The organism is Hyphomicrobium nitrativorans NL23, from assembly GCF_000503895.1.
GTDB lineage: Bacteria > Pseudomonadota > Alphaproteobacteria > Rhizobiales > Hyphomicrobiaceae > Hyphomicrobium_C > Hyphomicrobium_C nitrativorans.
Window position 1 is genome coordinate 1,346,690 of sequence record NC_022997.1, and the last position, 25,237, is coordinate 1,371,926.

At 65.2% G+C, this 25,237-nt stretch carries 23 protein-coding genes and 1 pseudogene; 16 read left to right on the top strand and 8 right to left on the bottom strand.

The window, feature by feature from the left end; all coding sequences use genetic code 11:
* Window positions 1-72: 72 nt before the first annotated feature.
* The 3 genes from W911_RS17235 to W911_RS06255 all read left to right on the top strand — a co-directional run bounded on the left by W911_RS17235 (window position 73) and on the right by W911_RS06255 (window position 2,470).
* Complete coding sequence (locus W911_RS17235; RefSeq protein ID WP_158412840.1) at window positions 73-711, top strand: FHA domain-containing protein; 639 nt, start codon at window positions 73-75, stop codon at window positions 709-711.
* Between the two features lie 133 nt (window positions 712-844).
* Window positions 845-1,585, top strand: coding sequence for an FHA domain-containing protein (locus tag W911_RS06250; RefSeq protein ID WP_023786681.1), 741 nt, complete (start codon window positions 845-847; stop codon window positions 1,583-1,585).
* Between the two features lie 24 nt (window positions 1,586-1,609).
* Window positions 1,610-2,470, top strand: coding sequence for a PP2C family protein-serine/threonine phosphatase (locus W911_RS06255; protein ID WP_023786682.1), 861 nt, complete (start codon window positions 1,610-1,612; stop codon window positions 2,468-2,470).
* On the opposite strand, the gene ybaL is transcribed toward W911_RS06255, so the two are convergent.
* The 3 genes from ybaL to W911_RS06270 form a co-directional block, all read right to left on the bottom strand.
* Entirely contained in the window at window positions 2,461-4,236 is a 1,776-nt protein-coding gene (gene ybaL / locus W911_RS06260; protein ID WP_023786683.1) for a YbaL family putative K(+) efflux transporter, read from the bottom strand. The genes W911_RS06255 and ybaL overlap by 10 nt on opposite strands.
* Before the next feature lie 342 nt (window positions 4,237-4,578).
* The gene (locus W911_RS06265) at window positions 4,579-5,232 is read right to left on the bottom strand and encodes a ribonuclease HII (RefSeq protein ID WP_041316368.1); all 654 of its coding nucleotides are present in this window, start codon (window positions 5,230-5,232) and stop codon (window positions 4,579-4,581) included.
* Window positions 5,233-5,304: 72 nt separating this feature from the next.
* A complete protein-coding gene (locus tag W911_RS06270) occupies window positions 5,305-6,444 on the bottom strand; it encodes a PA0069 family radical SAM protein (protein WP_023786685.1) in 1,140 nt (379 codons plus the stop codon).
* A gap of 126 nt (window positions 6,445-6,570) precedes the next feature.
* Between W911_RS06270 and W911_RS06275 the strand changes: the two genes are divergently transcribed.
* Entirely contained in the window at window positions 6,571-7,308 is a 738-nt protein-coding gene (locus tag W911_RS06275; protein ID WP_023786686.1) for a glycosyltransferase, read from the top strand.
* A gap of 26 nt (window positions 7,309-7,334) precedes the next feature.
* On the opposite strand, the gene W911_RS19005 is transcribed toward W911_RS06275, so the two are convergent.
* Together W911_RS19005 and W911_RS06280 are read right to left on the bottom strand one after the other, a co-directional pair.
* Complete coding sequence (locus W911_RS19005) at window positions 7,335-7,613, bottom strand: uracil-DNA glycosylase (RefSeq protein ID WP_244438651.1); 279 nt, start codon at window positions 7,611-7,613, stop codon at window positions 7,335-7,337.
* Complete coding sequence (locus W911_RS06280; RefSeq protein ID WP_244438622.1) at window positions 7,517-8,278, bottom strand: uracil-DNA glycosylase family protein; 762 nt, start codon at window positions 8,276-8,278, stop codon at window positions 7,517-7,519. Before W911_RS06280 ends, W911_RS19005 begins: the two co-directional genes overlap by 97 nt.
* 177 nt (window positions 8,279-8,455) lie before the next feature.
* Between W911_RS06280 and W911_RS06285 the strand changes: the two genes are divergently transcribed.
* The 4 genes and pseudogenes from W911_RS06285 to W911_RS17240 all read left to right on the top strand — a co-directional run bounded on the left by W911_RS06285 (window position 8,456) and on the right by W911_RS17240 (window position 13,231).
* Complete coding sequence (locus W911_RS06285; protein WP_144083541.1) at window positions 8,456-10,099, top strand: electron transfer flavoprotein-ubiquinone oxidoreductase; 1,644 nt, start codon at window positions 8,456-8,458, stop codon at window positions 10,097-10,099.
* Between the two features lie 139 nt (window positions 10,100-10,238).
* Window positions 10,239-12,344 carry a tetratricopeptide repeat protein gene (locus W911_RS18705; protein ID WP_081717658.1) on the top strand — a complete coding sequence of 702 codons (2,106 nt, stop codon included), beginning with the start codon at window positions 10,239-10,241 and terminating at the stop codon, window positions 12,342-12,344.
* A gap of 99 nt (window positions 12,345-12,443) precedes the next feature.
* A pseudogene (locus W911_RS19010) lies at window positions 12,444-12,761 on the top strand (GHMP family kinase ATP-binding protein); the annotation flags it as partial.
* Window positions 12,762-12,868: 107 nt separating this feature from the next.
* Window positions 12,869-13,231 (top strand): hypothetical protein, encoded by a 363-nt coding sequence (locus W911_RS17240; RefSeq protein ID WP_144083542.1) that lies wholly within the window; start codon window positions 12,869-12,871, stop codon window positions 13,229-13,231.
* A gap of 31 nt (window positions 13,232-13,262) precedes the next feature.
* Here W911_RS17240 and W911_RS06300 read toward each other — a convergent pair whose 3' ends face one another.
* On the bottom strand, window positions 13,263-14,279 hold the full coding sequence (locus W911_RS06300; RefSeq protein WP_023786691.1) for a polyprenyl synthetase family protein: 1,017 nt from the start codon (window positions 14,277-14,279) through the stop codon (window positions 13,263-13,265).
* Between the two features lie 119 nt (window positions 14,280-14,398).
* Here W911_RS06300 and W911_RS06305 point away from each other — a divergent pair, with 119 nt between their 5' ends.
* From W911_RS06305 to W911_RS06330, 7 genes are all read left to right on the top strand, one after another.
* On the top strand, window positions 14,399-15,190 hold the full coding sequence (locus W911_RS06305; protein ID WP_023786692.1) for a tRNA1(Val) (adenine(37)-N6)-methyltransferase: 792 nt from the start codon (window positions 14,399-14,401) through the stop codon (window positions 15,188-15,190).
* 48 nt (window positions 15,191-15,238) lie between these two features.
* A complete protein-coding gene (locus tag W911_RS06310; protein ID WP_023786693.1) occupies window positions 15,239-16,078 on the top strand; it encodes a S49 family peptidase in 840 nt (279 codons plus the stop codon).
* A gap of 9 nt (window positions 16,079-16,087) precedes the next feature.
* Window positions 16,088-16,264 (top strand): hypothetical protein, encoded by a 177-nt coding sequence (locus tag W911_RS18455; protein WP_023786694.1) that lies wholly within the window; start codon window positions 16,088-16,090, stop codon window positions 16,262-16,264.
* 80 nt (window positions 16,265-16,344) lie between these two features.
* A complete protein-coding gene (locus W911_RS06315; RefSeq protein WP_041317709.1) occupies window positions 16,345-17,292 on the top strand; it encodes a glycine--tRNA ligase subunit alpha in 948 nt (315 codons plus the stop codon).
* Window positions 17,289-17,654, top strand: a complete 366-nt coding sequence (locus W911_RS18515) for a hypothetical protein (protein ID WP_023786696.1) — start codon at window positions 17,289-17,291, stop codon at window positions 17,652-17,654. The genes W911_RS06315 and W911_RS18515 overlap by 4 nt, the downstream gene beginning before the upstream one ends.
* Window positions 17,655-17,803: 149 nt before the next feature.
* Window positions 17,804-20,110: a glycine--tRNA ligase subunit beta gene (gene glyS / locus W911_RS06325; protein WP_023786697.1), complete on the top strand. Its 2,307-nt coding sequence runs from the start codon at window positions 17,804-17,806 to the stop codon at window positions 20,108-20,110.
* 100 nt (window positions 20,111-20,210) lie between these two features.
* Window positions 20,211-20,405, top strand: coding sequence for a hypothetical protein (locus W911_RS06330; RefSeq protein WP_023786698.1), 195 nt, complete (start codon window positions 20,211-20,213; stop codon window positions 20,403-20,405).
* Window positions 20,406-20,515: 110 nt separating this feature from the next.
* On the opposite strand, the gene W911_RS06335 is transcribed toward W911_RS06330, so the two are convergent.
* Window positions 20,516-22,426 carry an ABC-F family ATP-binding cassette domain-containing protein gene (locus W911_RS06335; protein WP_023786699.1) on the bottom strand — a complete coding sequence of 637 codons (1,911 nt, stop codon included), beginning with the start codon at window positions 22,424-22,426 and terminating at the stop codon, window positions 20,516-20,518.
* Between the two features lie 246 nt (window positions 22,427-22,672).
* Window positions 22,673-24,247 (bottom strand): DUF4339 domain-containing protein, encoded by a 1,575-nt coding sequence (locus W911_RS17750; protein ID WP_158412841.1) that lies wholly within the window; start codon window positions 24,245-24,247, stop codon window positions 22,673-22,675.
* Between the two features lie 418 nt (window positions 24,248-24,665).
* Between W911_RS17750 and ndk the strand changes: the two genes are divergently transcribed.
* Entirely contained in the window at window positions 24,666-25,088 is a 423-nt protein-coding gene (gene ndk, locus W911_RS06345; protein ID WP_023786702.1) for a nucleoside-diphosphate kinase, read from the top strand.
* The last annotated feature ends 149 nt before the right edge of the window (window positions 25,089-25,237 follow it).

Here is a 25,237-nt window from a genome sequence, read left to right on the forward strand (position 1 = left end):
TTTTCGTGCGCGATGCGCCGGTTTCTCGGTGGGCCATTGGCGTGCGCGGGGGTGCTATGCGCGGTCGGCGCGTTGCTTCTTGCGTCCGCGGCGCATGGCCGTCCGCTTGTGGCGGGCGCCGTGCTCGTCGGTTCGCTTGGTGAGGCGTGGATGGCGGTGATGGATTGGATCGCCGCGAGCTATGCGCGCGCGCCGGCGTTGGTTCTCGGTTTGACGGCTCTGGTTGCTGCGCCGCCGCTTGCGCTCGTCGGGTTTCTGTTTCTGCGTCGCGATGCCGAGGCGGACGACATTGCGGAGCTGGAAACGCAGTTGATCCAGCGCGGCCGCGGGGGCGATGAGCCGGAACCGCGCGATGCCGTGAGAACGGGGCACGTTGCCCTCCGCCCGCTGGCGGCGTGGGTCGAAGTGCTCAACGGCAATGAGGTCGCGCCCGATGCGGAACCTCGCTACGGCCTTCCGCGTGCGCTGATCCTGCGTATCGGCCGCGAAAGCGACAACGACGTGCAACTCACCCACACCACCGTGCATCGGTATCATGCGGCTATTCACCGGACGGAGGATGCCGAATTCGTCATCACGGATCTTTCGAGCGTGGACGGCAACGGCGTGGTTGTGAATGGACGGGCGGTTGCGGAAGCGCGACTTGCGAACGGAGACGTGATCGAACTCGGAAAAGCGCGGCTTAAATTCTCGACGGCGCCTGCCGTGTGAGAGACAGGAAACGATCGGCTTCGCGCGTCTCGGTGCGCGAGCACGCCGGATTGAGACACACCCGCTTAGCCGTGCGCCAGATTTTTTCGCGCTTCGGTTTGGATGCGGGACAACAGGAAGAGGAGGACGACGCATGGCGGCGGGCGCGGACGGACAGAAGTCGGGCCGGTTTCTTGGATCGCTGAAGGATGCTCTCGTTGCGGCCAGCCGCGAGGATACGGGGCGGCTCGAAGCGGAAACGCGCGAGCGAGAAGCGGCCGCATCGCAGGGCGGGGCGATTGTGCCGCTCGACGAAGCGACGCGCATCGTGCATCGCTCCGATGCGGCGAGTCCGAGTGCGGCGGAGGCTGCGCGCGAAGCGCGCACGCCCCGCACGGCAACCGCAGCGCAGGATTCTGATTCCCCCCCGACCACGCGCGTGGTGCGGGCCAGCGGCGCGAAGAAGGACGACGGCGGATCGCGTACTGCGCTCGTGCGGGGTAAGTTTCAGGTCGCGCGCGGGTCGTTCGACGAAGATCCCGTCGTGGGCTGGCTCGTTGTGGTCGGCGGACCGGGCATCGGGCAGTTTCGCCCGATCTTCGAGGGCAACAATTCCTTGGGGCGCGCGGAGAGCAACCGCATCCCGATCGACTTCGGCGACGATGCGATCTCAGCGGAGGAGCAGGCCTACATCCGCTACGATTCGTCCGAGCGCTCTTTCCTTTTCGTGCCCAACCTTGCTAAGACCAATGTCGTCTCATTGAATGAGAAGCGGCCGACGAGCGCGGCCGAACTCACGCAGATGGACGTGATCACCATGGGCCGGACGCAGCTTGTTTTCGTGCCGTTCTGCGGACCCGATTTCGACTGGTCGGCGTTGCAGGGTGAGACCTGAGGCAGAGCCGAGTACCGAATACGCATGCTAGCTTTCGAGCACGCCAGCCGCGCCACCAAAGGGGCCCGCAGCTATCAAGAGGACACGGCGCTTCTCTGGAAGCGCGCCGACGCGGGCGCTTTGGCGCGTGCGGCAGCGCCCCCTGCCAACGGAGCGGCCGTCGTGGTTGCGGTGCTTGCGGACGGAATGGGCGGGCATGCGGGTGGCGCGCTCGCAAGCCGCACGGCGTGCGAGACCTTTCTCAAAGCCTACGAGGGGCACGAGGGCTCCAACAGGACGCGGCTCGTCGAAGCGCTGGATGCGGCGAACCATGCCATTGCGGACGCGGTCGATGCCGATCCGATGCTGGCGGGCATGGGCTCGACGCTTGTCGGCGTGACGTTCGGCGCGGACGGCATCGAGTGGGTGAGCGTCGGCGACAGCCCGCTGATGCTCTACCGGCGCGGGGAAATCGCGCTTCTCAACGAGGATCATTCGCTGGCGCCGGAGCTGGACCGGCTTGCGGCGGCGGGGGCGATCTCGGAAGCGGACGCGCGGCGCGATCCGCGCCGGCATATGCTGCGCTCGGCTGTGACGGGAGAGGAGATCGAACTCATCGACGTGTCGCGCCGACCCCTCAAGGTGGAGCCGGGAGACTACATCATCCTCGCGAGCGACGGATTGCAGACATTGGAAACGGCCGAGATCGAGCGCATCGTCGCGGCTTATGCCGATGACGGTCCGACTGCGGTTGCCAACGCGCTGATCCGCGCGGTCGAGGCCCTCAAGGACCCGCATCAGGACAATGCGACGGTCGTCGCCGTGCGGCTGGTCTCGCAGGAGACTGCGCGGGAGACGACGGAACCCGTTACAGCGCCGGCCGGTGCCGGCGGCGATCAGGACTGACGTTCGTCGCCGTTCCCGGACGGTTGCGCGGCAGCCGCCGAGACCTGTTGCGGGTTAGCACCCGCGCCCAGAGACGTGATGGTCTCGTGGTAGCTGTCGAGCAGCGCATCGGCCAGAGTGTCCGTCGTGATGACGACTTCGTTTGCGCCGCAACTGCGCAGATAGTCCGCTTCCGCCTCCGACTGTGCGCGGCCGATGATCGGCATGTGCGGGTTTGCGGCGCGGCCCTGCTCGATGATCTGTCCGGATTCGAAGTTGCTCGGGATCGCGACGAGCATGGCAGCGGCTTTCGCCGGGTTGGCCGCGTGCAGCAGCGTCGTCGCCGTGCCCGAAATGCCTTCGATGCCGCGGGCGTTGAGCTGTTTGATCTGCTCGTCGCTTTCGTCGATCACGTAGAGCGGCTGAGGGTGGGGCGCCAGGGCGTCCACGACACGCTTGCCCACACGGCCCGCGCCGATGACGATGGCGTGACCCTGCAGCGTCGTGACCGGAACGGGTTCCTCGGCAATCGGAGTTTCGGGCTCCGAGGTTGCTTTGGCGCCCTCGGCGACCTTCTCGCTTCTCAGCTTTATGCGATCGAGGCCTGCGAACAGCAGCGGGTTGATCATGATCGAGAGCAGTGCGCCCGCGAGGATGAGGTCGCGACCTTCCGCCGGCAAGAGGCCGACGCTCATGCCGAGAGCCGCGAGAATGAAAGAGAACTCGCCGATCTGCGCGAGGCTTGCTGAAATCGTGAGCGCGGTGCTCATCGGGTGGCCGAAGGCGCGCACGATGGCGAGGGCGGCGAGCGACTTTCCGATGACGATGATGAGCACGGTTGCGGCGACCGCCATCGGCTGATCGACGAGAATTTTCGGGTCGAACAGCATGCCGACGGACACGAAGAACAGTACCGCGAAGGCATCGCGCAGCGGCAGGCTTTCGTTGGCTGCCTGCTGGGAGAGCTGGGATTCGCTTAAAATGAGCCCAGCGAAGAACGCGCCGAGCGCGAACGAGACGCCGAACAGATTGGCTGCAATGAAAGCCACGCCGAGCGCGATGGAAAGCACGGCGAGGCGAAACAGCTCGCGTGAGCCGGTATGTGCCGTGTAGTGCAGCACCCAGGGGATGACGCGGCGTCCGATGATCATCATGACCGCGACGAAGAGCGCGACTTTTCCTATGGTGATGGCCACCGTCGTCATGAGCTGATTGACGTCGACGACGAGGCGGCCGGGCGCTGCGTTCTCGGCGTGGCCGCCGAGCAATGGCGCGATCGCCGGCAGCAGAACGAGGGTGAGGACCATGACGAGGTCCTCCACGATCAGCCAGCCGACGGCGATCTGGCCGCGCTCGGTGGTGATCAGGCGTCGTTCTTGCAGTGCGCGCAGGAGTACGACGGTGCTTGCGACCGAAAGGGCGAGGCCGAACACCAGCCCGCCGCCTGCGGACCATCCGAGCACGTGGGCCAGCGCCGCGCCTAGAAGCGTCGCGACCGCGATTTGAACGATGGCGCCGGGGATGGCGATGTTGCGTACAGCCCAGAGCTCGCGCATCGAGAAGTGAAGGCCGACGCCGAACATCAGCAGGATCACGCCGATTTCTGCGAGTTCGTTGGCGAGATCCTGGTCGGCAACGAAGCCCGGCGTGAACGGGCCGATGGCGATGCCTGCGACCAGATAGCCGACCAGCGGTGAGATGCGAAGCCGATTGGCCAACGCGCCGAACACGAACGCCAGCGCCAAGCCCGTGACGATCGTCGCGATGAGCGGCGTGTGATGCGGCATTGGTCGGGCGCTTCCCGTTTTGTCGATGTGTTGCGGTGGCCATGAGACGACGATCTCAAGCGGCGCGCAGGAGGACGAGGCCGCATCCGGACACGGCGCTCCTGTAATTTATCGGGCAAGGAACCCGCGATGTCCATGCGTCGTCCGCGCCGAGGGTGCTCAAAGAAGGGGCAAATGCGACGCGGGGATGGTGCGGCGCGCGCGTCGCCCGGTGCCGGGATCTCCGGCGTTTTCCGTGCGAGAGATCGGAAAAGTTTTTCGGGCTGAGGCGTTTGGCGAGGCCGCGATGCTGGCGTGCCGCGTCCGGGGCTCGCCGAAAACCCTCCGTTAGAAGATTTTCGGTCAGGGTGCGGCGGTGGCTTCCGCTAAGCTCAGCGCGAGTTGAACCGGGCGGAAGGAGCGCCGGTGCTCGTGCGTGAGGCCGAGCCGGACAAGGGCAGCGCGATGCTCGGGCGTGCCGTAGCCTTTGTGCCGCTCGAAGCCGTATCCCGGCAGCTCGCGCGCGAGAGCGATCATGATCCGGTCGCGCGTTACTTTCGCGACGATGGAGGCCGCCGCGATCGAGAGGCACTTGGCGTCGCCCTTGACGATGGTGCGTGTCTGGCAGGACAGGCGGGGCGCGCGGTTGCCGTCGACGAGTGCGAGACGCGGACGGCAGCAAAGCTCGCCCACCGCGGTCTGCATGGCCCACATGGTGGCGGCAAGGATGTTGTCGCGGTCGATGCGGCCCACGTCGCCGATGCCGACGCCGATGGCGAGTGCAGTTTCGCCGATGCGCTCGTAAAGGCGTTCGCGGTCGTCGGCGTCGAGCGCCTTCGAATCGTCGATGCCTTGGGGGATGCGATTCGGATCCAGCACGACGGCGGCCGCGACGACGGGGCCCGCCCACGGCCCGCGGCCCGCTTCGTCCACGCCCGCGATGAAGCCGTCTGCAAGCGCCAGCTCGGCAGCTTCCAGCTCGAAGGTCGGTACGATTCGCGAATCGGCCACTCTCATGGACGAAGCGTCGCGGCTCGCGGCGTCCGTGTCAAAGCGGCTTGTGGACAGGGGGGTATGTCGCGAGCCGATCTACAACAGCGTCATCTGGCTTCCTTTCGCGACGGGGGGCTTGAAGAGGTCTGTGCGAAGCGCCTGACGGCGCGTGTTCATGTCGAGCCGCTTCAGCGCCAAGCGGAAGCGAAGCGCGATCTGCTCGGCGTAGGGGCCGTTGCCTTTCTGGCGGAGACCGAACTCGGGCGTGTAATCCGCGCCGCCGTGCATCGATCGCAGGAGATTGATCACGCGGCTGGCGCGGTCGGGAAACGCGCCCGCAAGCCACTCGCGAAACACGTCCTTGAGTTCGAGCGGCAGGCGCAAGAGCACGTAACCGGCCTCGCTGGCTCCGGCGCGGTGTGCCGCCTCCAGAATGCGTTCGATCTCGCTGTCGGTGAGGCCCGGCACGATGGGGGCCACCATGACGGAGACGGGCACGCCAGCCTCGCTCAGCGCACGCACGGCCTCAAGACGTTTCGCAGGGGTTGTGGCGCGGGGCTCCATGGCGCGCGCGATGCGCCGATCCAGAGTTGTGACCGACAGGGCGACCTTCGCGAGGCCGCGCGCGGCCATGCGCGAGAGGATGTCGATGTCGCGGACGACGAGCGCGGATTTGGTGACGATGCCGACCGGGTGGCCGGTGCGCTCCAGGACTTCGAGAATGGCGCGCGTGATGTGCCGCTCGCGCTCGATGGGCTGATAGGGGTCGGTGTTGGTGCCGAGCGCGATGACGGCCGGCTTGTAGTTTTTGCGCGCGAGTTCCTGTTCCAGCAGTTCGGCGGCGTTGGTCTTGGCGTAAAGCTTGGTTTCGAAGTCGAGGCCGGCCGAATGGCCAAGGTAGCAGTGCGTCGGACGCGCATAGCAATAGATGCAGCCGTGCTCGCAGCCCCGATACGGATTGATCGACTGATCGAAGGAGATGTCGGGGCTTTTGTTGCGCGTGATGATGGAGCGGGCGGGTTCCTCGTAAACGTCGGTGCGAAGCGCTTCCAGTTCGCCCAGGCTTTCCCAGCCGTCGTCGAACGCGGTGCGCTTTTCGCTTTCGAAGCGCCCTGTGTGGTTCGACTGCGCTCCACGGCCGCGGCGGCGGTCGGCCTCGACGAAGCCGCCCGGCGTCGCTTCGGATTTTGCGAAGCGGCTTGCTTTGGGCTGAGGGATGATCGGTCGGGGCGACATGGCAAAGAGACTAGCCAATCGCTGAGAACAAATAAAGAACAAAATAAGGGGGCGGGTGGCAGTCTCCTATGCTCCGATGCCGCAAAAGCTTGTTGCGGAGCCTTCGATGGTGCAAGACAAGTATCCATGATCTCTGTCGTCATTCCCACCTTCAACGCCCAACACAGCCTGGCCGAGACGCTGACGTCGCTCGTTCCGGCGGCGGTCGAAGGTGTGGTGTGCGAGGTGATCGTCGCCGATGGCGGATCGACCGACCGTACCTTCGACATCGCGGATGGCGCGGGCGCCGAAATCGTCAAAGCGCCCGCAGGGCGCGGCGCGCAGCTTCGGGCCGGCGCGGAGCGGGCCCGTTTCCCATGGCTCCTGTTCCTCAATTCCGGCACGTATCTCGATGCCGGCTGGGAGCGCGACGCGGCCCAGCATATCGAGCGGGTGAAAAGCGGGCGGCGTAAAGCTGCGGCTGCCACGTTCCGGTTCGTTCTCGACGACGAAGGGTTCGGCGCACGGATGGCGGAGCGGATGGCCGCGTTCCGCATGGGGCTGCTCAAGCTGCCCTATGGCGATCAGGGCCTGCTGCTTCCGCGCACGCTTTACGACGAGGTCGGCGGTTTCGGGGCGCTGCCGCTGCTTGAGGATGTGGATCTTGCGCGCCGTCTCGGGCGGCGCCGTCTCGCGGTGCTCAATGCGCGTGCGGTGATGGACGGGGAGCGCTATCGCCAGGATCGCACGCTGACGCGGACGGCCCGCGCGCAGGCCTGTCTCGGGCTTTATCTCGCGGGTGTGCCTGTCAAGGCGATTGCTGCCGTCTTCGGGAGCCCGCAGAAACGTGTTAGCGAGACGATTGCCGAGCGCAGGGCGTCGTAAGCCGCCGCACTTTGATCTTCGCACGATTAGGATTTCGGTTCGTTTCCGTCCAGTGCCGCGCGGACGGCCTGGAGATCGCGCCATGCTTGCCGCTTCGCGGCTGGCGTGCGGAGGAGATAGGCTGGGTGCAGCGTCGCCATCGTGCGAATGGCGCGTCCGCCGTTCTCGATCTCGCGCCAGCGGCCGCGGAGCCGCATGATGCCCTCGGTTACGCCCAGCACTTGCTTTGCCGCCGCGCCCCCGAGGAGCAGCACGACATCAGGCGCGACGAGTTCCATCTGGCGCTCAAGGAACGGGCGGCAGATTTCGCTTTCCTGCGGGGTCGGCGTGCGGTTGCCGGGGGGGTCGCCAATAGACGACGTTGGTGATGTGAACGTCGGTCTCCTTGAGCGAAATCGCGGCCAGCATCTTTGTCGAGAAGTTGGCCCGCACGGCCCACGAACGGGAGGCCGGCCAGGTCCTCGTCGCGGCCGGGGGCTTCGCCCACGATCATGAGGCGAGATTGCTTTGCGCCGCGATAGAAGCAGAGGTTCTTGGCCGTTGCCTTGAGCCCGCAGCCGTCGAACTGGCGGAGGGTGGCTTCGAGGGCATCGAGATCGGCTGCGTCCCGTGCCGCTTGCCGGGCGGCGCGTTCCGCCGCTTCCGCAGGCGCGCCAGCGAAGGGACGCGCGGTCGGCGTGGAGGGGGCGCGCCCGGGTGGGTCGCCGATGCTCTCCCGAGGGGGCGCGATGCGGCCCTGACGTGGCGCGGGCGCGGGATTGGCCGCGGGTGCGCGGGGCGGCGTTGGCGAGAGGCTCTGGCCGGTTTCCTGATCCGCTGGGCTGGGGGAGAGGCGAAAGCCCCGTCCAGGCGCGGCGTCACCGCGGTCCAGCCAGTTGACTGCGGCGTCCGATACAGCCGCATCGACGCCCATCTCCTGGTACCAGGCGAGCAGCGTGAGCAGTGCGCGGTTGTCGGTGTCGGGTCGCATGGCGCGCACTCTAGCGGCCGCGATGTGCGATTGCATCCCCGCCGTGAGGTCGCGACGGATTGCTCTCAATGCTTGACGCCCCGGCCAATTGCGACCAAATCGTGAATAACGGCAGTGGCGGAAGCAGGACCAGCAGACATGGCGCGGGATCAAGCTGACCTCCCGGAGCGGGAGGCCATGGAGTTCGATGTTGTGATCGTCGGTGCAGGGCCTGCGGGCCTCGCAGCGGCGATACGCATCAAACAGCTCGCGGCCGAAGCGGAGCGGGAGATCTCCGTGGTCGTGCTCGAAAAGGGGAGCGAGGTCGGCGCGCATATTTTTTCCGGCGCCGTGATCGACCCGATTGGCCTCAATCGGCTGATCCCGGACTGGCGGGAGCGCGGCGCGCCGCTCACGACGGAAGTCAAACAGGACAAATTCCTGGTTCTTGGTCCCGCAGGCGACATCACGTTTCCGAACTTCCTGATGCCGCCGCTTATGAGCAATCATGGGAATTATATCGGCAGCCTCGGCTCGCTGGTGCGCTGGCTCGGCGAGCAGGCGGCCGAGCTTGGTGTCGAGGTCTATCCGGGCTTTGCGGCGGCGGAAGTTCTCTACGATGCGAACGGTGCGGTTGTCGGCGTCGCAACGGGCGATATGGGTGTCGGGCGCGACGGCGAGCCGAAGGACAGCTTCACGCGCGGCATGGAGCTTCGCGGCAAGTATACGCTGTTTGCCGAGGGTGCGCGCGGGTCGCTGACCAAGACGCTGATCAAGGCGTTCGATCTCGCTAAGGGCCGCGAGCCGCAGAAGTACGGCATCGGGCTCAAAGAGCTTTGGGAGGTCGCGCCGGAGCAGCATAAGCCCGGGCTCGTGCAACACTCGTTCGGCTGGCCGCTCGACAGCAAGACGGGCGGCGGCTCATTCCTTTATCACTACGGCAATAACCTGGTTTCTGTCGGGTTCGTCCTCCATCTGAACTACAAGAACCCTTATCTCTCGCCTTATGACGAGTTTCAGCGCTTCAAGACGCATCCCGCGATCCGCGACGTGTTCAAAGGCGGGCGACGCATCGCGTATGGCGCGCGCGCGCTGACCGAAGGCGGGTGGCAGTCCATTCCCAAGCTGACGTTCCCGGGGGGCGCGATCCTGGGTTGCTCGGCCGGTTTCATGAACGTTCCCCGCATCAAGGGCAGCCATAACGCCATCCTGTCGGGTATCCATGCGGCGGATGCCGTCTTCGCCGCGCTGGGCGATGAGCGGGCCTACGATACGCTCGACGAGTACGAGATCGCTGTGCTGGGCGGCGATATCGCACGGGATCTCAAGCGCGTGCGCAACGTGAAGCCGCTGTGGTCGCGCTTCGGTACGATTGTGGGCGTCGCGATCGGTGGCATGGACATGTGGATCCGGACGCTGTTGTTCGGATGGTCGCCGCTCGGCACGCTGCGTCACGGCAAGGCGGACCACGAGACGCTCGTGCGCGCCAGCAAGGCGGCGCCAATCGCCTATCCGAAGCCGGACGGTGTGCTCACGTTCGATAAATTGACCAACGTTTCGTTTTCGGCCACGGACCACGAGGAGGACCAGCCCGTCCACCTCAAACTCGCGGACCCTTCTATTCCCGTCGAGGTGAACCTCCCGAAGTATGCCGAGCCCGCGCAACGTTATTGTCCGGCAGGCGTTTACGAGATCGTGCGGAACGAGGCAGGGGAAGCGCGGTTCCAGATCAACGCTCAGAACTGCGTGCACTGTAAGACTTGCGATATCAAGGATCCGGCCCAAAATATCACCTGGGTCACCCCTGAAGGCGGCGGCGGGCCGAATTACGCCGAGATGTAGGGATTGAATGGTGCGGCCGGAGGTTCGGAGAGCGCAAAAATAGCGTCGGATCTTCGCTCAAGCGGAGTCGCCAAGCTGCCGTCAGGTTTGCTACTCTCCCATCAGAAGCCGTGCTGACCTCCCCGAAAAGGATCACAGAATGAGAGATTGCCGTGGCCGGTTGACCGTCCTCGTTCCTCTCCTGACCCTCGGGCTTCTCGCCTCTGCGGGGCCGTCCCGAGCCGAAGCGGTCGAGGGGACAGTTCCGCTGCTCTCGGCAAATTCTCTGGTCGGCAGCTATTTGGCCGGGCGGATTGCCAGATCTCAGTTCGACACGCGCGAGGCGGCGGATTTTTATCGCACGGCGCTTGTGCACGATCCCAAGAACGCTGTGCTGCTGGAGCAGGCGTTCCAGATCGAGGCCGGGCGCGGCGACTGGGTTCGTGCCGTAGATCTCGCCGGACAGCTCGTCGCTCTTCAGGACAATCATCGGCTCGGTCACCTCGCGCTGGCCCTCAAAGCGTTCAACGACGGTTCCTGGAAGAAAGCTGAAACTCATTTCAAGGCCGCGGGGTCCGGGCCGATCGGAGAGCTGACAAGCGCGATGGCGCTGGCGTGGGTTGCGCTTGCCAAAGGCGATGCGACGGAAGCGCTTTCCCGGCTCAACCTGCCGAAGCAGGCCGAGTGGGCGCAGTTCTTCCTGCGCACCCACCGCGCGATGATTGCCGATCTTGCCGGACGGCGCAGCGACGCGCGCACCGCTTACGACCGCGTGTACGCGCAGGATACGCGCACTTTGAGAACCTCCATCGCGTATGCGCGTCACCTCGCGCGGACCGGAGACCGCCGGCGTGCGCTCGTCGTCGTCAACGCGCACATCGAGCGCGGGCAGGGCGATGGGCATCCTCTGCTGCGCAGCCTCAAGGCCTCGCTCGAAGCGGGCCGGACCATCGATCCCATCGTCAAGACGCCGGCGGAAGGGCTGGCGGAAGTGTTCTACGGTCTCGGCGAAGCGCTGATCGGCGAAGGCGCGACGGGCATCGGTATCATCTATATGCAGATGGCACTCTTTATCGAGCCGGAGCATCAGTTTGCGCTCGCCGCTCTTGCGAGCGCCTACGAAGCCAACAAGCAGTATTCGGATGCGATTGCGGTCTACGATCGCATTCCCGAGACGAGCCCGCTCGCGACCGCGGTGGAGATCCGCAAGGCGTTCAACCTCAATTCTCTCGAAAAGGTGGATGACGCGCGGGCCATCCTCGCAAAGCTCTTGGAGGATGCTCCGGCCAAAACCGAGGAGCCTGCCAAAGCTGACGAACAGCCGGCGGTGCGCGAAGAGATCGCGGCTCTTTCCGAGATTTCCGGGCAGGTTCTGCGCCGCGGCGCGCGCGGCGAGACTGTCAAGACGCTCCAGGCTGCGCTCGGAGCGCTTGGGTACGATGTCGGCAGCTCGGATGGGGCATACGGTGAAAGTACGCGCCAAGCGGTCATGGGCTTCCAGAGAGCGGCCGGTCTCAAAGTCGATGGCATCGCGGGGCCTGGAACGCTTCGGGCGATGTTGGCCGGTGGCGCTTCCGCCGAAACGGGACTCGCGGAGAATGGCCAGCTACCGATTACGGTTTCTGACCGGCTTGAGATCCTCGATGCGCTCGGCAATATTCTGCGCTCGCGCAAGCTCTATGAAGAAGCCATTCCCTATTACGATCAGGCGCTCGCCCTCGTCGATAAGCCCGAGCGGCGGCATTGGGTCTATTATTATGCGCGGGGCACGAGCTACGAGCGCATCAAGAACTGGCCCAAGGCCGAGGTCGATCTCAAAAAGGCGCTTGAGCTGTTCCCGGATCAGCCGCTTGTGCTGAACTACCTCGGCTATTCCTGGGTCGACCAGGGGCACAACCTCGACAAGGGCATGAAGCTCATCGAGAAGGCCGTCGCGCTCAAGCCGGATGACGGCTACATCGTGGATAGCCTGGGTTGGGCGCATTACAAGCAAGGCAACTTCGAGGAAGCGGTGCGCTATCTCGAACGTGCCGTGGAACTCCGGCCCGAAGATCCGATCCTCAACGATCACCTGGGCGACGCGTTGTGGCGTGTGGGCCGTGAGCGCGAGGCCCGCTTCCAGTGGGATCAGGCGTTGACGCTCGATCCGGAGCCGGACGACGCCGTGAAGATCCGGCAGAAACTCGAAGCGGGACTGACCGCGCCGCTGCCGGGAGCGGGCCCGGGCAAGCAGGCTGCGAAGTCCGAAAAGCCCGGGCGGGAGTAGTGCCGGTTCGGCGGCTCTGCGAGGCTGCGCCGGCGAAGATCAATCTCACGCTCGAAATTCTCGGGCGCCGGCGCGACGGTTTTCACGAGCTTCGGAGCCTTGTCGCGTTCGCCGACGTCGGAGACACGACTCTCGGCTCGATCCGGCGCATCCGGCGTCGGTGACGGTGAGCGGACCGTTTGCGAGCGGGGTTGTCGGCACCAACAATTCTCGATCGCGCGCTTTGCGCTGCTCAAGGAGCGTGCGCCACATCTCACGCTCGGCGCGGTGCATCTCGAAAAGGTATTGCCGGTTGCTGCAGGCGTCGGCGGCGGGTCTGCGGATGCCGGCGCGCTGCTCCGCGCGGTCCGCCGCGCCAATGGCGATGCTGCGGCGGATGTCGATTGGCACGGCATCGCGCGAGAGCTCGGCGCCGATGTGCCGGTGTGCTTCGAGGCCCGCACGCTCTGGATGGCGGGGCCGGCCATGTCCTTTGCGATATCGAGGGCGGCGTTCCATCGCTTCATGCGGTCATCGCGAATCCTATGGCCGCAGTGCCCGCAGACAAAACGGCGCAGGTTTTTCGCGCGCTGTCGGCCGTGCCGCTCGACGAGGGCGCGTCCTTCGCACCCGCGCCGCCGCAGGTCTTTGCGGATAGGGAGGCGGTCGTTGCCTTCGCCCGTGCGCGAGGAAATCATCTCGCGTCTGCGGCGCAAGTCGTCGTGCCGGAAATTGGCGCGGTTTTGCGCGCGCTTCTCTCCTTGCCCCACGTCGAGCACGTTGCCGTGTCGGGTGCGGGGCCCACTGTGTTCGGGATCTTTCCGGATGCATTCGCCGCCGAAGCGGCGCGCCAGCAGCTCGCCGCTGTTCATCCGGCGTGGTGGAGCGTCGCTGCGAAGCTCGGGTGACAGATCTTCTTTCGTTGTTTTTCGGTACGGCTCAGTGCGCGCGGGAAATGCAGAAAGCGATGACATCCCGCAGAGCGGTTTTCTCGGAGCCGTCCGGGAAGATCGCGAGCGCGTCGTGGGCGATGCTGCCGTAGGAGCGGGCGCGTTCGAGCGTGTCTGCGATCGCGTTGTGCCGCTTCATCAGGCGAATGGCCTCCTGCAGGTCGCTTTCCTCGATCTTGCCCTCGACGATCGTGCGATTCCAGAATGCGCGTTCCTGGTCGTTGCCGCGGCGGAACGACAGGATGACGGGGAGCGTGATCTTGCCTTCGCGGAAGTCGTCGCCGACCGATTTGCCGAGGCGCGCGCTGTCTCCGCCGTAATCGAGCGCGTCGTCGACGAGTTGGAAGGCGAGGCCGAGGTTGCGGCCGTAGGAGCGGAGTGCGGCTTCCTCGTCCGCCGGCCGCTTCGCGAGCGCGGCGCCGACTTCCGATGCCGCTGCGAACAAAGCTGCGGTCTTGGCATCGATGATCGAGAGATAGGCATCCTCTGTGGTGGCCGTGTTCTTTGCGGCTGCGAGCTGCATGACCTCGCCTTCGGCGATGGTCGCGGCTGCGTTCGAGAGGATGCGCAGCACGGCGAGCGAGCCCACGTCCACGAGCATGCGGAACGCCTGGCCGAGCAGGAAGTCGCCGACGAGCACGGTGGCCTGGTTGCCCCAGATGAGGCGCGCAGTCTTGTGGCCGCGGCGGGTGTCGCTCTCGTCCACGACGTCGTCGTGAAGCAGGGTGGCGGTGTGCATGAATTCGATGGCGGCGGCCGTCTTGACGTGGCCTTGGCCGGTGTAGCCGCAGAGTTTCGAGGATGCGATGGCCAGCATGGGACGCAGACGCTTGCCACCCGAGTTCACGAGGTGATGCGTCAACTTGGGGATCAGATCGACATGGGAGACCGCTTTGTCGAGGATGATCCGGTTGATTGCGTTCATGTCCTCGTTGACGAGTTCGAGGAGCGGGGCCAGCCGTTCGCCCGCTGCGCGTGCCTCGTCGAGTGGTACGACAACTCCCACCGGCGACTTCCTTGTTGTTATAGACGTTTCCTGCAATTCAATAGCGCAAGCTATCGGGCGCACCATAGACACACTTGCCTCATGGTGCACCGAAAAAGGAACGCGAAAAGGCCTGACATATGTCTGTCACCGACGACGCCTTCTTGGGGGGACGGCTCAATATTCTGCAGCCGCGCCAAGGCTATCGCGCCGGGCTCGATGCGGTGATGCTGGCGGCTGCGGTCGAGGTGCGGGGCGCCCCGTTTCGTGTTCTCGATGCCGGGGCCGGTGTCGGCACGGCGGGACTTTGTGTCGCGTGGCGGTGCCACCAGGCGCACGTGGTGCTCGTGGAGCGGGAACCTGCGCTCGTTCGGCTTGCGGAGGAAAATATCGCGCGAAACGGCCTTCAGGATCGCGTTTCGGTTGTCGAGGCGGACGTGACGCATTTCACCGCAGCAGGGCTTGAGCGGTGCAGTCTCGCGGAGGGCAGCTTCGATCATGTGATCGCCAATCCGCCCTATCACGCAGAAGGCGCGGGCACGGCAGCGCGCGACGAACTCAAGGCGGTGGCCCACGCCATGCCGGGCGCTCAGCTCGACGACTGGTGGCGCTTTCTCGCTCGGATGGCGAAGCCTGCCGGCAACGCGCTCATGATCCACAAGGCGTCCGCATTGCCCGACATGATCGAGGCTGCGAAGCGGCGATTCGGCGGGCTCGTTGCGACACCTCTTTTCTCGCGCGCAGGAGAACCGGCCCACCGTGTTCTGCTTGGCGGGATCAAGGGATCGAGGGCAGAATTTGGCCTCGATGCCGGTTTCGTCGTGCATGATGCCAAGGGTGCCTTCACGCCAGGCGCGCGGGACGTGCTTCGGCTTGGCCGTGCGCTCCGGGTGGCTTATGGGACATTTAACGAGGCCGATGCGGCGTCTTAGCCGTTTCGATCGCATCGTTCGATAACCGACCGAAGAAAGGACGCAAGAATGGGGTTTTTCAGCCGCGGCGTGGTGGTTCCCGTGCTCAGGTTCTCCGGCGCCATCGGCATGGCCGCGCCGCTGAGGCCGGGGCTTTCCATCGCGTCCCTCGGCGCGGCGATCGATGCGGCGTTCTCCATGTCGCGCGGGCCCTCGGTTGCGGTCGTCATCAACTCGCCGGGCGGAAGCCCCGTGCAATCGAGCCTGCTGTTCCGCCGCCTGCGCCAGCTCGCCGACGAGAAGCGTAAGAAGATCTACGTGTTTTGCGAGGATGTGGCGGCGTCCGGCGGTTACTATTTGGCGGTGGCGGGCGACGAGATCTATGCCGACGCGTCTTCAATCGTCGGCTCTATCGGCGTGATCTCGGCGAGCTTCGGGCTCGATCGTGCGATAGAGAAACTCGGCATTTCGCGGCGCGTCTATACGGCGGGCGCCAACAAGGGCGCGCTCGATCCGTTTCAGCCGGAAAATCCGGAGGACATCGCGCGGCTGATGGCCATTCAGCGCAGCGTCCACGATGTGTTCATCGGCGTCGTCAAGGATCGCAGGCTCGGGCGGCTCAAGGGGCCGGACGGGGAGCTGTTTTCCGGCGCGTTCTGGTCGGCGCTGGATGCTTTGGAGCTGGGGCTCATCGACGGGATCTCCGACGTGCGAACCAAGATGCGTGAAATCCACGGCGAGAACGTGCGGCTCCGGGTGGTGCCGGTGGAGCGAAGCTGGCTCTCCGGCCGGTTCCGCAAACTGCCGTCGGTGTTAGGGCTCGGGGGCGACAGCCAGGGCCTTGCTTTGGCCGACGATCTGGTGTCGGCTGTCGAAATCCGCGCGCTGTGGTCGCGGTTCGGTCTTTGAGGATCATGCATGCCCCAGGTCATCGCTCTGGTGGTTATCGGTGCCGGTCTCTATGCCGGCTACAGGTGGGTGTCGCGGACGATTGCCAAGGGCCAGCGACGCGATCAGCGCCGGGTGACGCCCAAAGATCTCGGGCCACTCGAATATGATGCCAAGTCGGGTGTCTATCGGCCGCGCGGCGAGTGAGGCGGAGGGGCTGTCGCGCAGGGTGACACTTGGTGGCGAATGCGTATAGTGCGCCGCTTGCAGCTATTCGCGACGGCCTCATGTCCAAATCCCAGACGGAATTCCTCGACGCTTCCGGCCTCCCGCCGCTCCGGCCGAAGGAGAGCTTTCAGGATCTGATCCTCACGCTTCAGCGGTTCTGGGGCGCGCAGGGCTGCGTTGTGCTGCAGCCCTACGACATGGAGGTGGGCGCGGGCACGTTCCATCCGGCGACGACGCTACGCGCGCTGGGGCCGCGCCATTGGAACGCCTGCTACGTGCAGCCATCGCGCCGGCCCAAGGACGGCCGCTATGGCGAGAACCCGAACCGGCTTCAGCACTACTATCAGTTCCAGGTGATCATGAAGCCGTCACCCGAGAACATTCAGGAACTCTATCTCAAGAGCCTGGATGCGATCGGCATCGATACGCGCCTCAACGACATCCGCTTCGTCGAGGACGATTGGGAGAGCCCGACGCTCGGTGCCTGGGGTCTCGGCTGGGAGGTGTGGTGCAACGGCATGGAGGTGACGCAGTTCACCTACTTCCAGCAGGTCGGCGGTTTCGACTGCAATCCCGTGGCCGGGGAGATCACCTACGGTCTTGAGCGCCTGGCCATGTACGTGCAGGGCGTGGACCGCGTGTTCGATCTCAACTTCAACGGCCGCGAAGACGACAAGAAGCTGACCTACGGCGATATCTTCCTGCAGGCGGAACAGGAGTACTCGCGCTTCAACTTCGAGCACGCCGACACGGCGCTCTTGCTTCAGCATTTCCGGGATGCCGAAAAGGAGTGCAAGGCGCTGATCGAGGCCGGACGGAGCGAGGGCCAGCACAACCTGGCGCTGCCCGCCTATGACCAGTGCATAAAAGCCTCACACGTCTTCAATCTGCTCGATGCACGCGGTGTTATTTCGGTTACTGAGCGGCAAGGCTATATTCTCCGTGTGCGGGAACTCGCCAAAGCGTGCTGCGCCGCGTGGCTTGAGACTGAAGGAGGCCGTTCGTGACCGACACCCATCTTGGCTTGATCGTAACCGCCGTTCCGGCGCTCATCATCGGCCTGATCCTGCTCAGCCGCTACAAGCCGGTATTGTGGATGTACATCGGCGCGGTTGCTATCGGTCTCGGCTATCTCACCGTGCAGGGCACGATGGAGCGCGTCGGCGAGGAGACGCGCGCATATCTTCCGGCGGAAAAGGCCGCGGAACCGCTCGTCGCGCCGGCACCGGCGCCCGCCGTCGCGCCCGCGCCTGGCGCTGCTCCCGAACCGGCGCCGGCGCCTGCCCCGGCACCTGAGGCCGTGCCTCAGCCGACACCGGCCGCGCCGCCCGAAACTCAGGCTCCGGAGCCTCAGCCTGCGACGCCCTAAGAGTTCGTTCGGACTGACGGGATTGCGTTTTCCGGCCGAGGGCGTGCGTCATGCGTGCCCTCGGCTTGCTTTGCGACAGTCGCGGTTGCCCGACTGAGGCTGGCCCCGTATGTGTTGCCACGCACGACCAATTCGAAAGGCCCACGCCGATGGCTGAACTCTTGCTCGAACTCTTTTCCGAGGAAATCCCGGCGCGGATGCAGCAGCGGGCCGCGCAGGATTTGAAGCGGCTCGTGTCCGAGGGACTCAAGGCGGCCGGGCTCGCGGTCGGGGATGCGCACGCGTTCGCAACGCCGCGCCGGCTCGCGCTCGTCATCGAGGATGTGCCCCCGCAAGCGCCCGACGTCAGCGAGGAGCGAAAAGGGCCGCGCGTGGGTGCGCCGGAAAAAGCGCTCGAAGGGTTTCTGAAAGCGGCGGGGCTCGCGTCAATCGACGAGGCCGAAATCGTCGCGGACGAGAAGAAGGGCGACTATTACGTCGCGCGGATCGAACGGCCGGGCCGCGCTGCTGACGCGATCACGGCGGATGTGGTCGCGCAGGTGCTCGCGAAGTTTCCGTGGCCGAAGTCCATGCGCTGGGGCGCGGGCACGTTCCAGTGGGTGCGGCCGCTCAAGTCGATGATCTGTCTGCTCGACGGCATGATCGTGCCGCTCGAAGCGGCGGGGCTTCTCGCGTCGAACGCCACGCGGGGGCATCGTTTCCACGGAAACGAGACGTTCCAGGTTCTCGACTTCGAGGACTACATGAACAAGCTCGCGGGTCATGCGGTGATGCTGAACGCCGAAGAACGCGCCGACGAGATCCGCGATCAGGCGGAGCAGCTTGCGCATGGAGCCGGGCTCGAACTGATCGCGGACGAGGCTTTGCTTCAGGAAAACGCGGGCCTCACCGAGTGGCCGGTGGCGCTGATGGGGAGCTTCGACGAAAGCTTTCTCGACGTGCCGCCCGAGTGCCTCACGACGTCGATGAAAAATCATCAGAAGTGCTTTTCGCTGCGCGATCCCAGCACGAAAGCGCTCGCGAACCGCTTCATCCTGGTTTCGAACCTGACGGCGCCGGATGGCGGAGCCGAAATCGTCGCGGGTAACGAGAAGGTTATTCGCGCGCGGCTTTCGGACGCCAAGTTCTTCTGGGATCAGGATCTCAAGCGTCCGCTCGACGAAATGGCGCTCGAACTCGCAGGCATCACGTTCCACGAGAAGCTCGGTTCGCAGAAGGCGCGCATCGAGCGGGTCAAGGAGCTGGCCTTCGAGATTGCGGGGGCTGTGGATGCGGATCCGCAGGACGCCCGGCGCGCGGCCGAGATCGCGAAAGCCGATCTCGTTTCCGGCATGGTGGGCGAGTTCCCCGAGCTGCAAGGGTTGATGGGCCGCTATTACGCCGAGAAGGCCGGGGCGAAGCCCGAAATCGCGCGCGCCATCGAGCTGCACTACAAGCCTAAGGGGCCGACGGATGTGGTGCCGAAGGCCGAGGACGGCGATGCGGTGGCGATTGCGGTGGCGCTTGCCGACAAGATCGACACGCTGGTCGGCTTCTGGGCCATCGACGAGAAGCCGACGGGTTCGGGCGATCCGTATCAGTTGCGGCGTGCGGCGCTGGGTGTGATCCGCATTCTGGTCGAGAACGATCTGCGCCTGCCGTTGCTGCGCACGTTCGATGCGGCTTACGGACAGGTCAAGGCCGCCGTCTCGGAGCGCGGCAACCTGTTCCTGTTTTCGAAGGCCGCGAACGGCGAAGCGCAAGAGGAAGCGATGCGTTCGACGTGGGCCGAGATGGGCGAGGATGACGGGTGGAGCCGCGTCTCCGTGTGGTTGGTCGACACTCCGGATGCGTATCTGAAGGATAGAAAGAAGGAGATCCCGAGCGAGGCGTTGGTGGGCACGTATGCTGTCTCGTCTGCGGTCAATGCAGACCTGCTCGCCTTCTTCGCGGAGCGGCTCAAGGTTTACCTGAAGGACAAGGGTGCGCGGCACGATCTGATCGATGCGGTGTTCTCACTCCCCGGCTCGGAGGCCGGGGCAGGCTCCGGGCAGGACGACATCGCGCTCATCGTGCGGCGCGTGGAGGCGCTCAGCGAGTTCCTCGCGACCGACGACGGTGCGAACCTGCTCGCGGGCGTCAGGCGCGCGTCCAGCATCCTTTCCATCGAGGAGAAGAAGGACAAGCGGAGCTACGCAGGCACCTACGATCTCAAGATCCTCAAGGAGAACGAGGAACTGGCGCTGGCGGCCGCCATCGAGAGCGTGAAGCAGGACACGGTGGCCGCGATCAACGTCGAGAATTTCAAGGGTGCCATGAACGCGCTTGCCGAGCTTCGTGGACCTGTCGACGCGTTCTTCGACAAGGTCACGGTTAACGATGCCGATCCTGCACTGCGAGAGAACCGTTTGCGGCTGCTCTCCGAGATTCGCGCGGCCACGCTGACCGTTGCCGATTTCTCGAAAATTGCCGGTTGAGACAAGACCCTCCAGGGTTAAGTAATTCCACGTACATTCAAACCCGGGCGATTCGCGTACCATTTCCGCCTGTGCGCTCCTCGTTCTCAAGGGGTCTGGAATGGAAACGGCCACGCTGCAAAACAGGTTCAGCCTGACCAAAGACGGCAAGTACTACGACGCCACGTTCAGCGTCGAAGGCGATACCGTGTCTGTGCTGTACTGGGCGCGTCAGGGCGTCGTTCGGCTGATCGGGAAAGCCGAGGGCTCTGCGCCCGAGCAGACTGCGCGTAAACTGCTTCGTCAGCTCATCTGAGCGAAAGCTTCGGGCGGCGTCATCGCCGCCTCGTTTCAACTGCGCAACGAGACGATTTCATAAAATCAGAAGCGTTAGGGCTCGGGGGATTGCTCCCCCGGCCGGCGCCGTCATGCGCTTGCGGCTTGCTCCTCGGCGTCTTCGTAGGCGGCGGTGGCGGCGAGCCAAGCGTCTTCGGCTTCCGCAAGACGCTTTGCGGTCTGTCCGCGTTCGAGCGTGACCTGGCTTGCTTTCGCGTTGTCGGCGTAGAGATCGGGGGATGCCAATTTTTCGTCGAGCTTTGCAAGTTCGGCGGTGAGGCGCTCGACGGATTTCTCGGCGGTCTGCATGGCTTTCTTCAGCGGAGCGAGTTCCGCGCGGCGGCCGGCTGCGGCCTTGCGCTGATCGGCGCGGCTGGCGCGCTGATCGGTGGCGGCGGCATCTCCCGAAGCCGAGGGCCGGTCGTTTTTCGGGCTGCGCGCTTGAAGGAGCTCCGCGCGATAGCTTTCCATGTCGCCGTCGTAGGCGCGCACGGTGCCGTTGGCGACAAGCCAGAGGCGGTCGGCGGTCGCTTCGACAAGATGGCGGTCGTGGCTGATCAGGATGACGGCGCCTTCGTATTCGGCGAGCGCGTGGATGAGGGCTTCGCGGCTGTCCACGTCGAGGTGGTTGGTGGGCTCGTCGAGGATGAGAAGATGCGGCGCGTGGAAGGCCGTCAGCGCGAGCAGCAGGCGCGCTTTCTCGCCGCCCGAGAGGTTGGCGCACTTGGTGTCAGCTTTATCCGCGCCGAAGCCGAATGTGCCGAGCTTGGCGCGGCGCTGGGCTTCCGTCGCTTCGGGCATCAGCTTCACGATGTAATCGAAGGGCGTCGCCTGCGGATTGAGCTCGTCGAGCTGATGCTGGGCGAAGAAGCCGACGCTGACGCGGCCTGCGCCGAACACGTTGCCCGTCAGCGCCGAGAGCTTTCCTGCGAGGAGTTTCGCGAACGTCGATTTGCCGTTGCCATTGGCGCCAAGCAGCGCGATGCGGTCGTCCTGGTCGATGCGAAGGTCGAGGCCGGTGAGGATCGGCATTGCGGGATCGTAACCGGCGGACGCTTTCTCGATGCGCATCAGCGGGCTTGCGAGCGGTTTTTCAGGGCTCGGAAGAAGAAACGGCGCGACGCGGTCTTCGACCTGCGAGGCGATGGGCTGCATTTTCGCGAGCGCCTTGATGCGGCTTTGGGCCTGCCGGGCCTTGGTGGCTTTGGCGCGGAAGCGGTCGATGAACGCCTGGATGCGCCGGCGCTCGTCGTCCTGCTTTTTCTTGAGCTTGCCTTCGAGGCTCTGCTTCATGCGGCGCGTTTCCTCGAAGTCGTCGTAGCCGCCTGCGTAGAGCGTGAGCTTGCCGCGATCGAGATGGAGGATGGCGCCGGCCGCGCGGTTCAGGAGGTCGCGGTCGTGACTGACGATGAGCACGGTGTGCGGGTAGGCGCGAAGGTAGCTTTCGAGCCAGAGCGTGCCTTCGAGGTCGAGGTAGTTCGTGGGTTCGTCGAGCAGGAGCAAGTCGGGTTCGAGGAACAGGACGGCGGCGAGCGCGACGCGCATGCGCCATCCGCCCGAGAAGTCGCTGCAGGGACGCCGCTGGGCTGCGTCGTCGAAGCCGAGGCCAGCGAGAATGGCTGCCGCGCGCGCAGGTGCCGCGTGGGCGCCCATGTCGGCGAGGCGAATGTGGATCTCGGCTATGCGGTTCGGATCGGTGGCTGTTTCGGCTTCGCGGATGAGGCCCGCGCGCTCCGTGTCAGTCGAGAGCACCCAGTCGATCAGGCTTTCCGCGCCGCCGGGCGCTTCCTGGGCCACGTAGCCGATGCGCGCGCCCTTGGGCAGGGTCATGTCGCCCATGTCAGGGTGAAGCTCGCCCGCGATCAGCTTGAGAAGGGTCGACTTGCCCGCGCCGTTGCGGCCGACGAGGCCAACTTTATGGCCCGTCGGGATTGCAGCGGTCGCGTCTTCGAGGATCGGTTTGCCCTCGATGCGGTAGGTGATGTCGTTGATGTGAAGCATGGCTCCGAAGGCGAATAGCCGCTTGGAGTGCGCTTGTCACGCGGCAGTGGTGTCCAAGTGTCATCCCGGCCAAGTGGAGCGTAGCGGAACGCGGAGCCGGGAGCCAGGGGACGCTTCTATCGCGAAATGTATCGCGTCTTCGACGAAGTCTTGCGCTGGGTCCCGGCGCTCCGCTTCGCTGCGGCCGGGATGACAGCGGGGGATGGCGGCACTCGCGCCCCGGGACAGTCGCGCGATGTGATGCGCTCAGCCGGAAACGACGGGCTTCAGCGTTTCGAACAGGAGGCGCTGTTGAGAGGCCTGATCCTGGATCGCGAGATGGGCCGCAAACCAATCCTGCAGCATCGAGCAGACGCGTTCTCGCGGGGCCTGGGCCAGCTCGCGCGGATTGGCGAAGAGCTGCATGTCTGCTTGCGTCCAGCCGAGCCGGCCCAATTCGCCTGCCAGCAAATCGTAGTCGGTCTTCACCGGCGCGGTGTGCTGTGCCGGTGCTTTGCGGCCTTCCGCGATGGCCGCAAACACGGCTACGAGCTGGGCTTCGATCTGAGCGCTCTGCGCCGGGTCCTGCATGCGCCGTATGACGATGGGGCTCGTTTCGCCGCGGGAGATGAAGTCGTAACAGCCGTCGCCACCTTCGCGGGCGAGGTCGCGGAGATTGGCGAGGAAGGCCGCGGCGAGATCCTTGTGGCGCGGCGAACTGGCGGCCAGCGCGTGCTGGGCGTTCTCGCGGCGGAGCTGGACGAGCTGATTGACGAGATACGACGTGATGTCCGCGTCGCTCTTCTTCTCGCCGGTGAGGCGCGCGACGTCGGCGACGCGTGACTGGTACCACTCGGGGAATTCCTGCTTCACCGAGACCCAGACGGTCCGGCCCTGGAGCGTGCGGTCGACATCCTGGAGCGTGGGGACGGACGTCGCTTCGGGTGCCGCGGCCGGCGGTGGCGCGGCCTTCTTGTCTTCCGCCTGCGGGGCGAGATTTGCGGTTGTCGTGCCGTTCTCGCTCGTGCTCGCGCCGTCCTGCGGCTGGACGAGAGCGAAGATCTGTTCGGTGTACTGGCTTCCGAGCCAGGCACCGACGCCTCCCATCACGAGCAATCCGACGGCGATCAGCGGGGCCTTGCGGCGGCGCGCCGGTGCGGCGGGTTCGTGATGCACCGACGGTCCGGGGCCGGCTGCGATGCGTGGATCGGGGCCGAGATGGGGACCGGGCGCGGCCATTTGAGGCGCGGGGCCGGAAGGACCGGCTGCGCGCGGGGCAGTGCCGAGAGGGCGCGTACCCGTTGCCGGATCGGGACGGGCGTCTCCGAGGTTGGGTCCGGGACCGAAGTTCGGGTTGGGTCCGAGGTTGGGGCCTGGTCCCGCTCTCCGTATGTCGCCAGCGGCGGATGACGGTTGTGACGGGCCAGCGCCCGTTTGAGGCGCATAGCCTGTCGAGAGCTGGGGCTGAGGCCTCCCGGTGGGTGCGCCCGCAGGTGGCTTGGATTGCGGCCCGGGATGGCCGAGGGATGGCCCTGCTCCCGAGCCAGGAGCCGATGGCTGCACGGGCGCTTGCGGTTTCTGTGCGGGCGCCGACGTTGTCGGCGTAGGGGCCTTCGGTGCGGATGGAGGCTGAGACGGCGCGGCGGGACGCGGCGTCTCGCCAATGGCCGGGAAGACGGATGAGGCCGTTCGCCAATCCGAGAACCCTTGGCGCCAGACAAGGTCAGCCGGTTTCAGGTGCCCAAGCTCCACGAGCTTTTTGAGTTCGAGGTCGGAGACGGGGCCGTGCTGCTTCCCGTCCCGGGCGATGAACCACTGAATGTCAGTCTCTGATCCGGTCATAACCTGTTCAATACCACGAAGTGGGAAGGCTGGTTCAAGTGCTGAGGGTGCCTCGTGGTGCGCCGATCCGCTGCGCCGTGCCCGCTCGGCTCCCGACCTCACCGAGGTTCGGCGGATCCTACACCGTTCCGCGCCGCCGCTTCGTTGGGATCCGGACGACAATCCACAAGATGCCTTTGACTTTCGCCCGACGATCAATCGTTCCACATGGACACGGGGAACGGTCTGTGCAATCTCCGCGCTCGGAGCCTGATCAGACATTGAATCCGGGCTTTTGCAGGGCATTTCGCGCCCATTCGCCTCTGATGCCGGCTGCCTGCGTTAAGCCGCCGCTGAGGGGGAGCGGAGGCGGCGGACGACAACGCGACGCCAATACGAAAAGATCATCCAATATTCAGAGAGCTGAGAGACCAACAGAATGGCCAAAGAGCGCACCTTCTCGATCATCAAGCCGGACGCCACGCGGCGCAACCTGACGGGTGAGATCAACGCCGTCATTGAAAAGGCCGGCCTGCGCATCGTCGCGCAGAAGCGTGTGAAGTGGACGAAGGCCCAGGCACAGGAATTCTATGCCGAGCACAAGGAGCGCCCCTTCTTCAAGGAACTCGTGACTTTCATGACGTCCGAGCCGATCGTTCTTCAGGTGCTCGAAGGCGAGGATGCCGTTGCGAAGTATCGCGAAATCATGGGCGCGACCGATCCGGCCGAGGCCAAGCGCGGCACGATCCGCAAGAAGTTCGCGCTCTCGAAGGGCGAGAATTCGGTGCATGGCTCGGACAGCACCAAGTCGGCTTCCCGCGAAATCAAGATGAACTTCATCGCCAAGGAAATCGCCGGCTAATCCCGGTGTCATCGCGGCCAAGCGAGGCGAAAAGCCGAGCGCCGCGCCGGGACCCAGGAGAAGCTTCTTCCGCGAAAGATTGCGTCTTCGACGAGTCTAGCGCTGGGTCCCGGATAAGCCTCCGGCTTTCCGGGATGACAGCAGCGGGT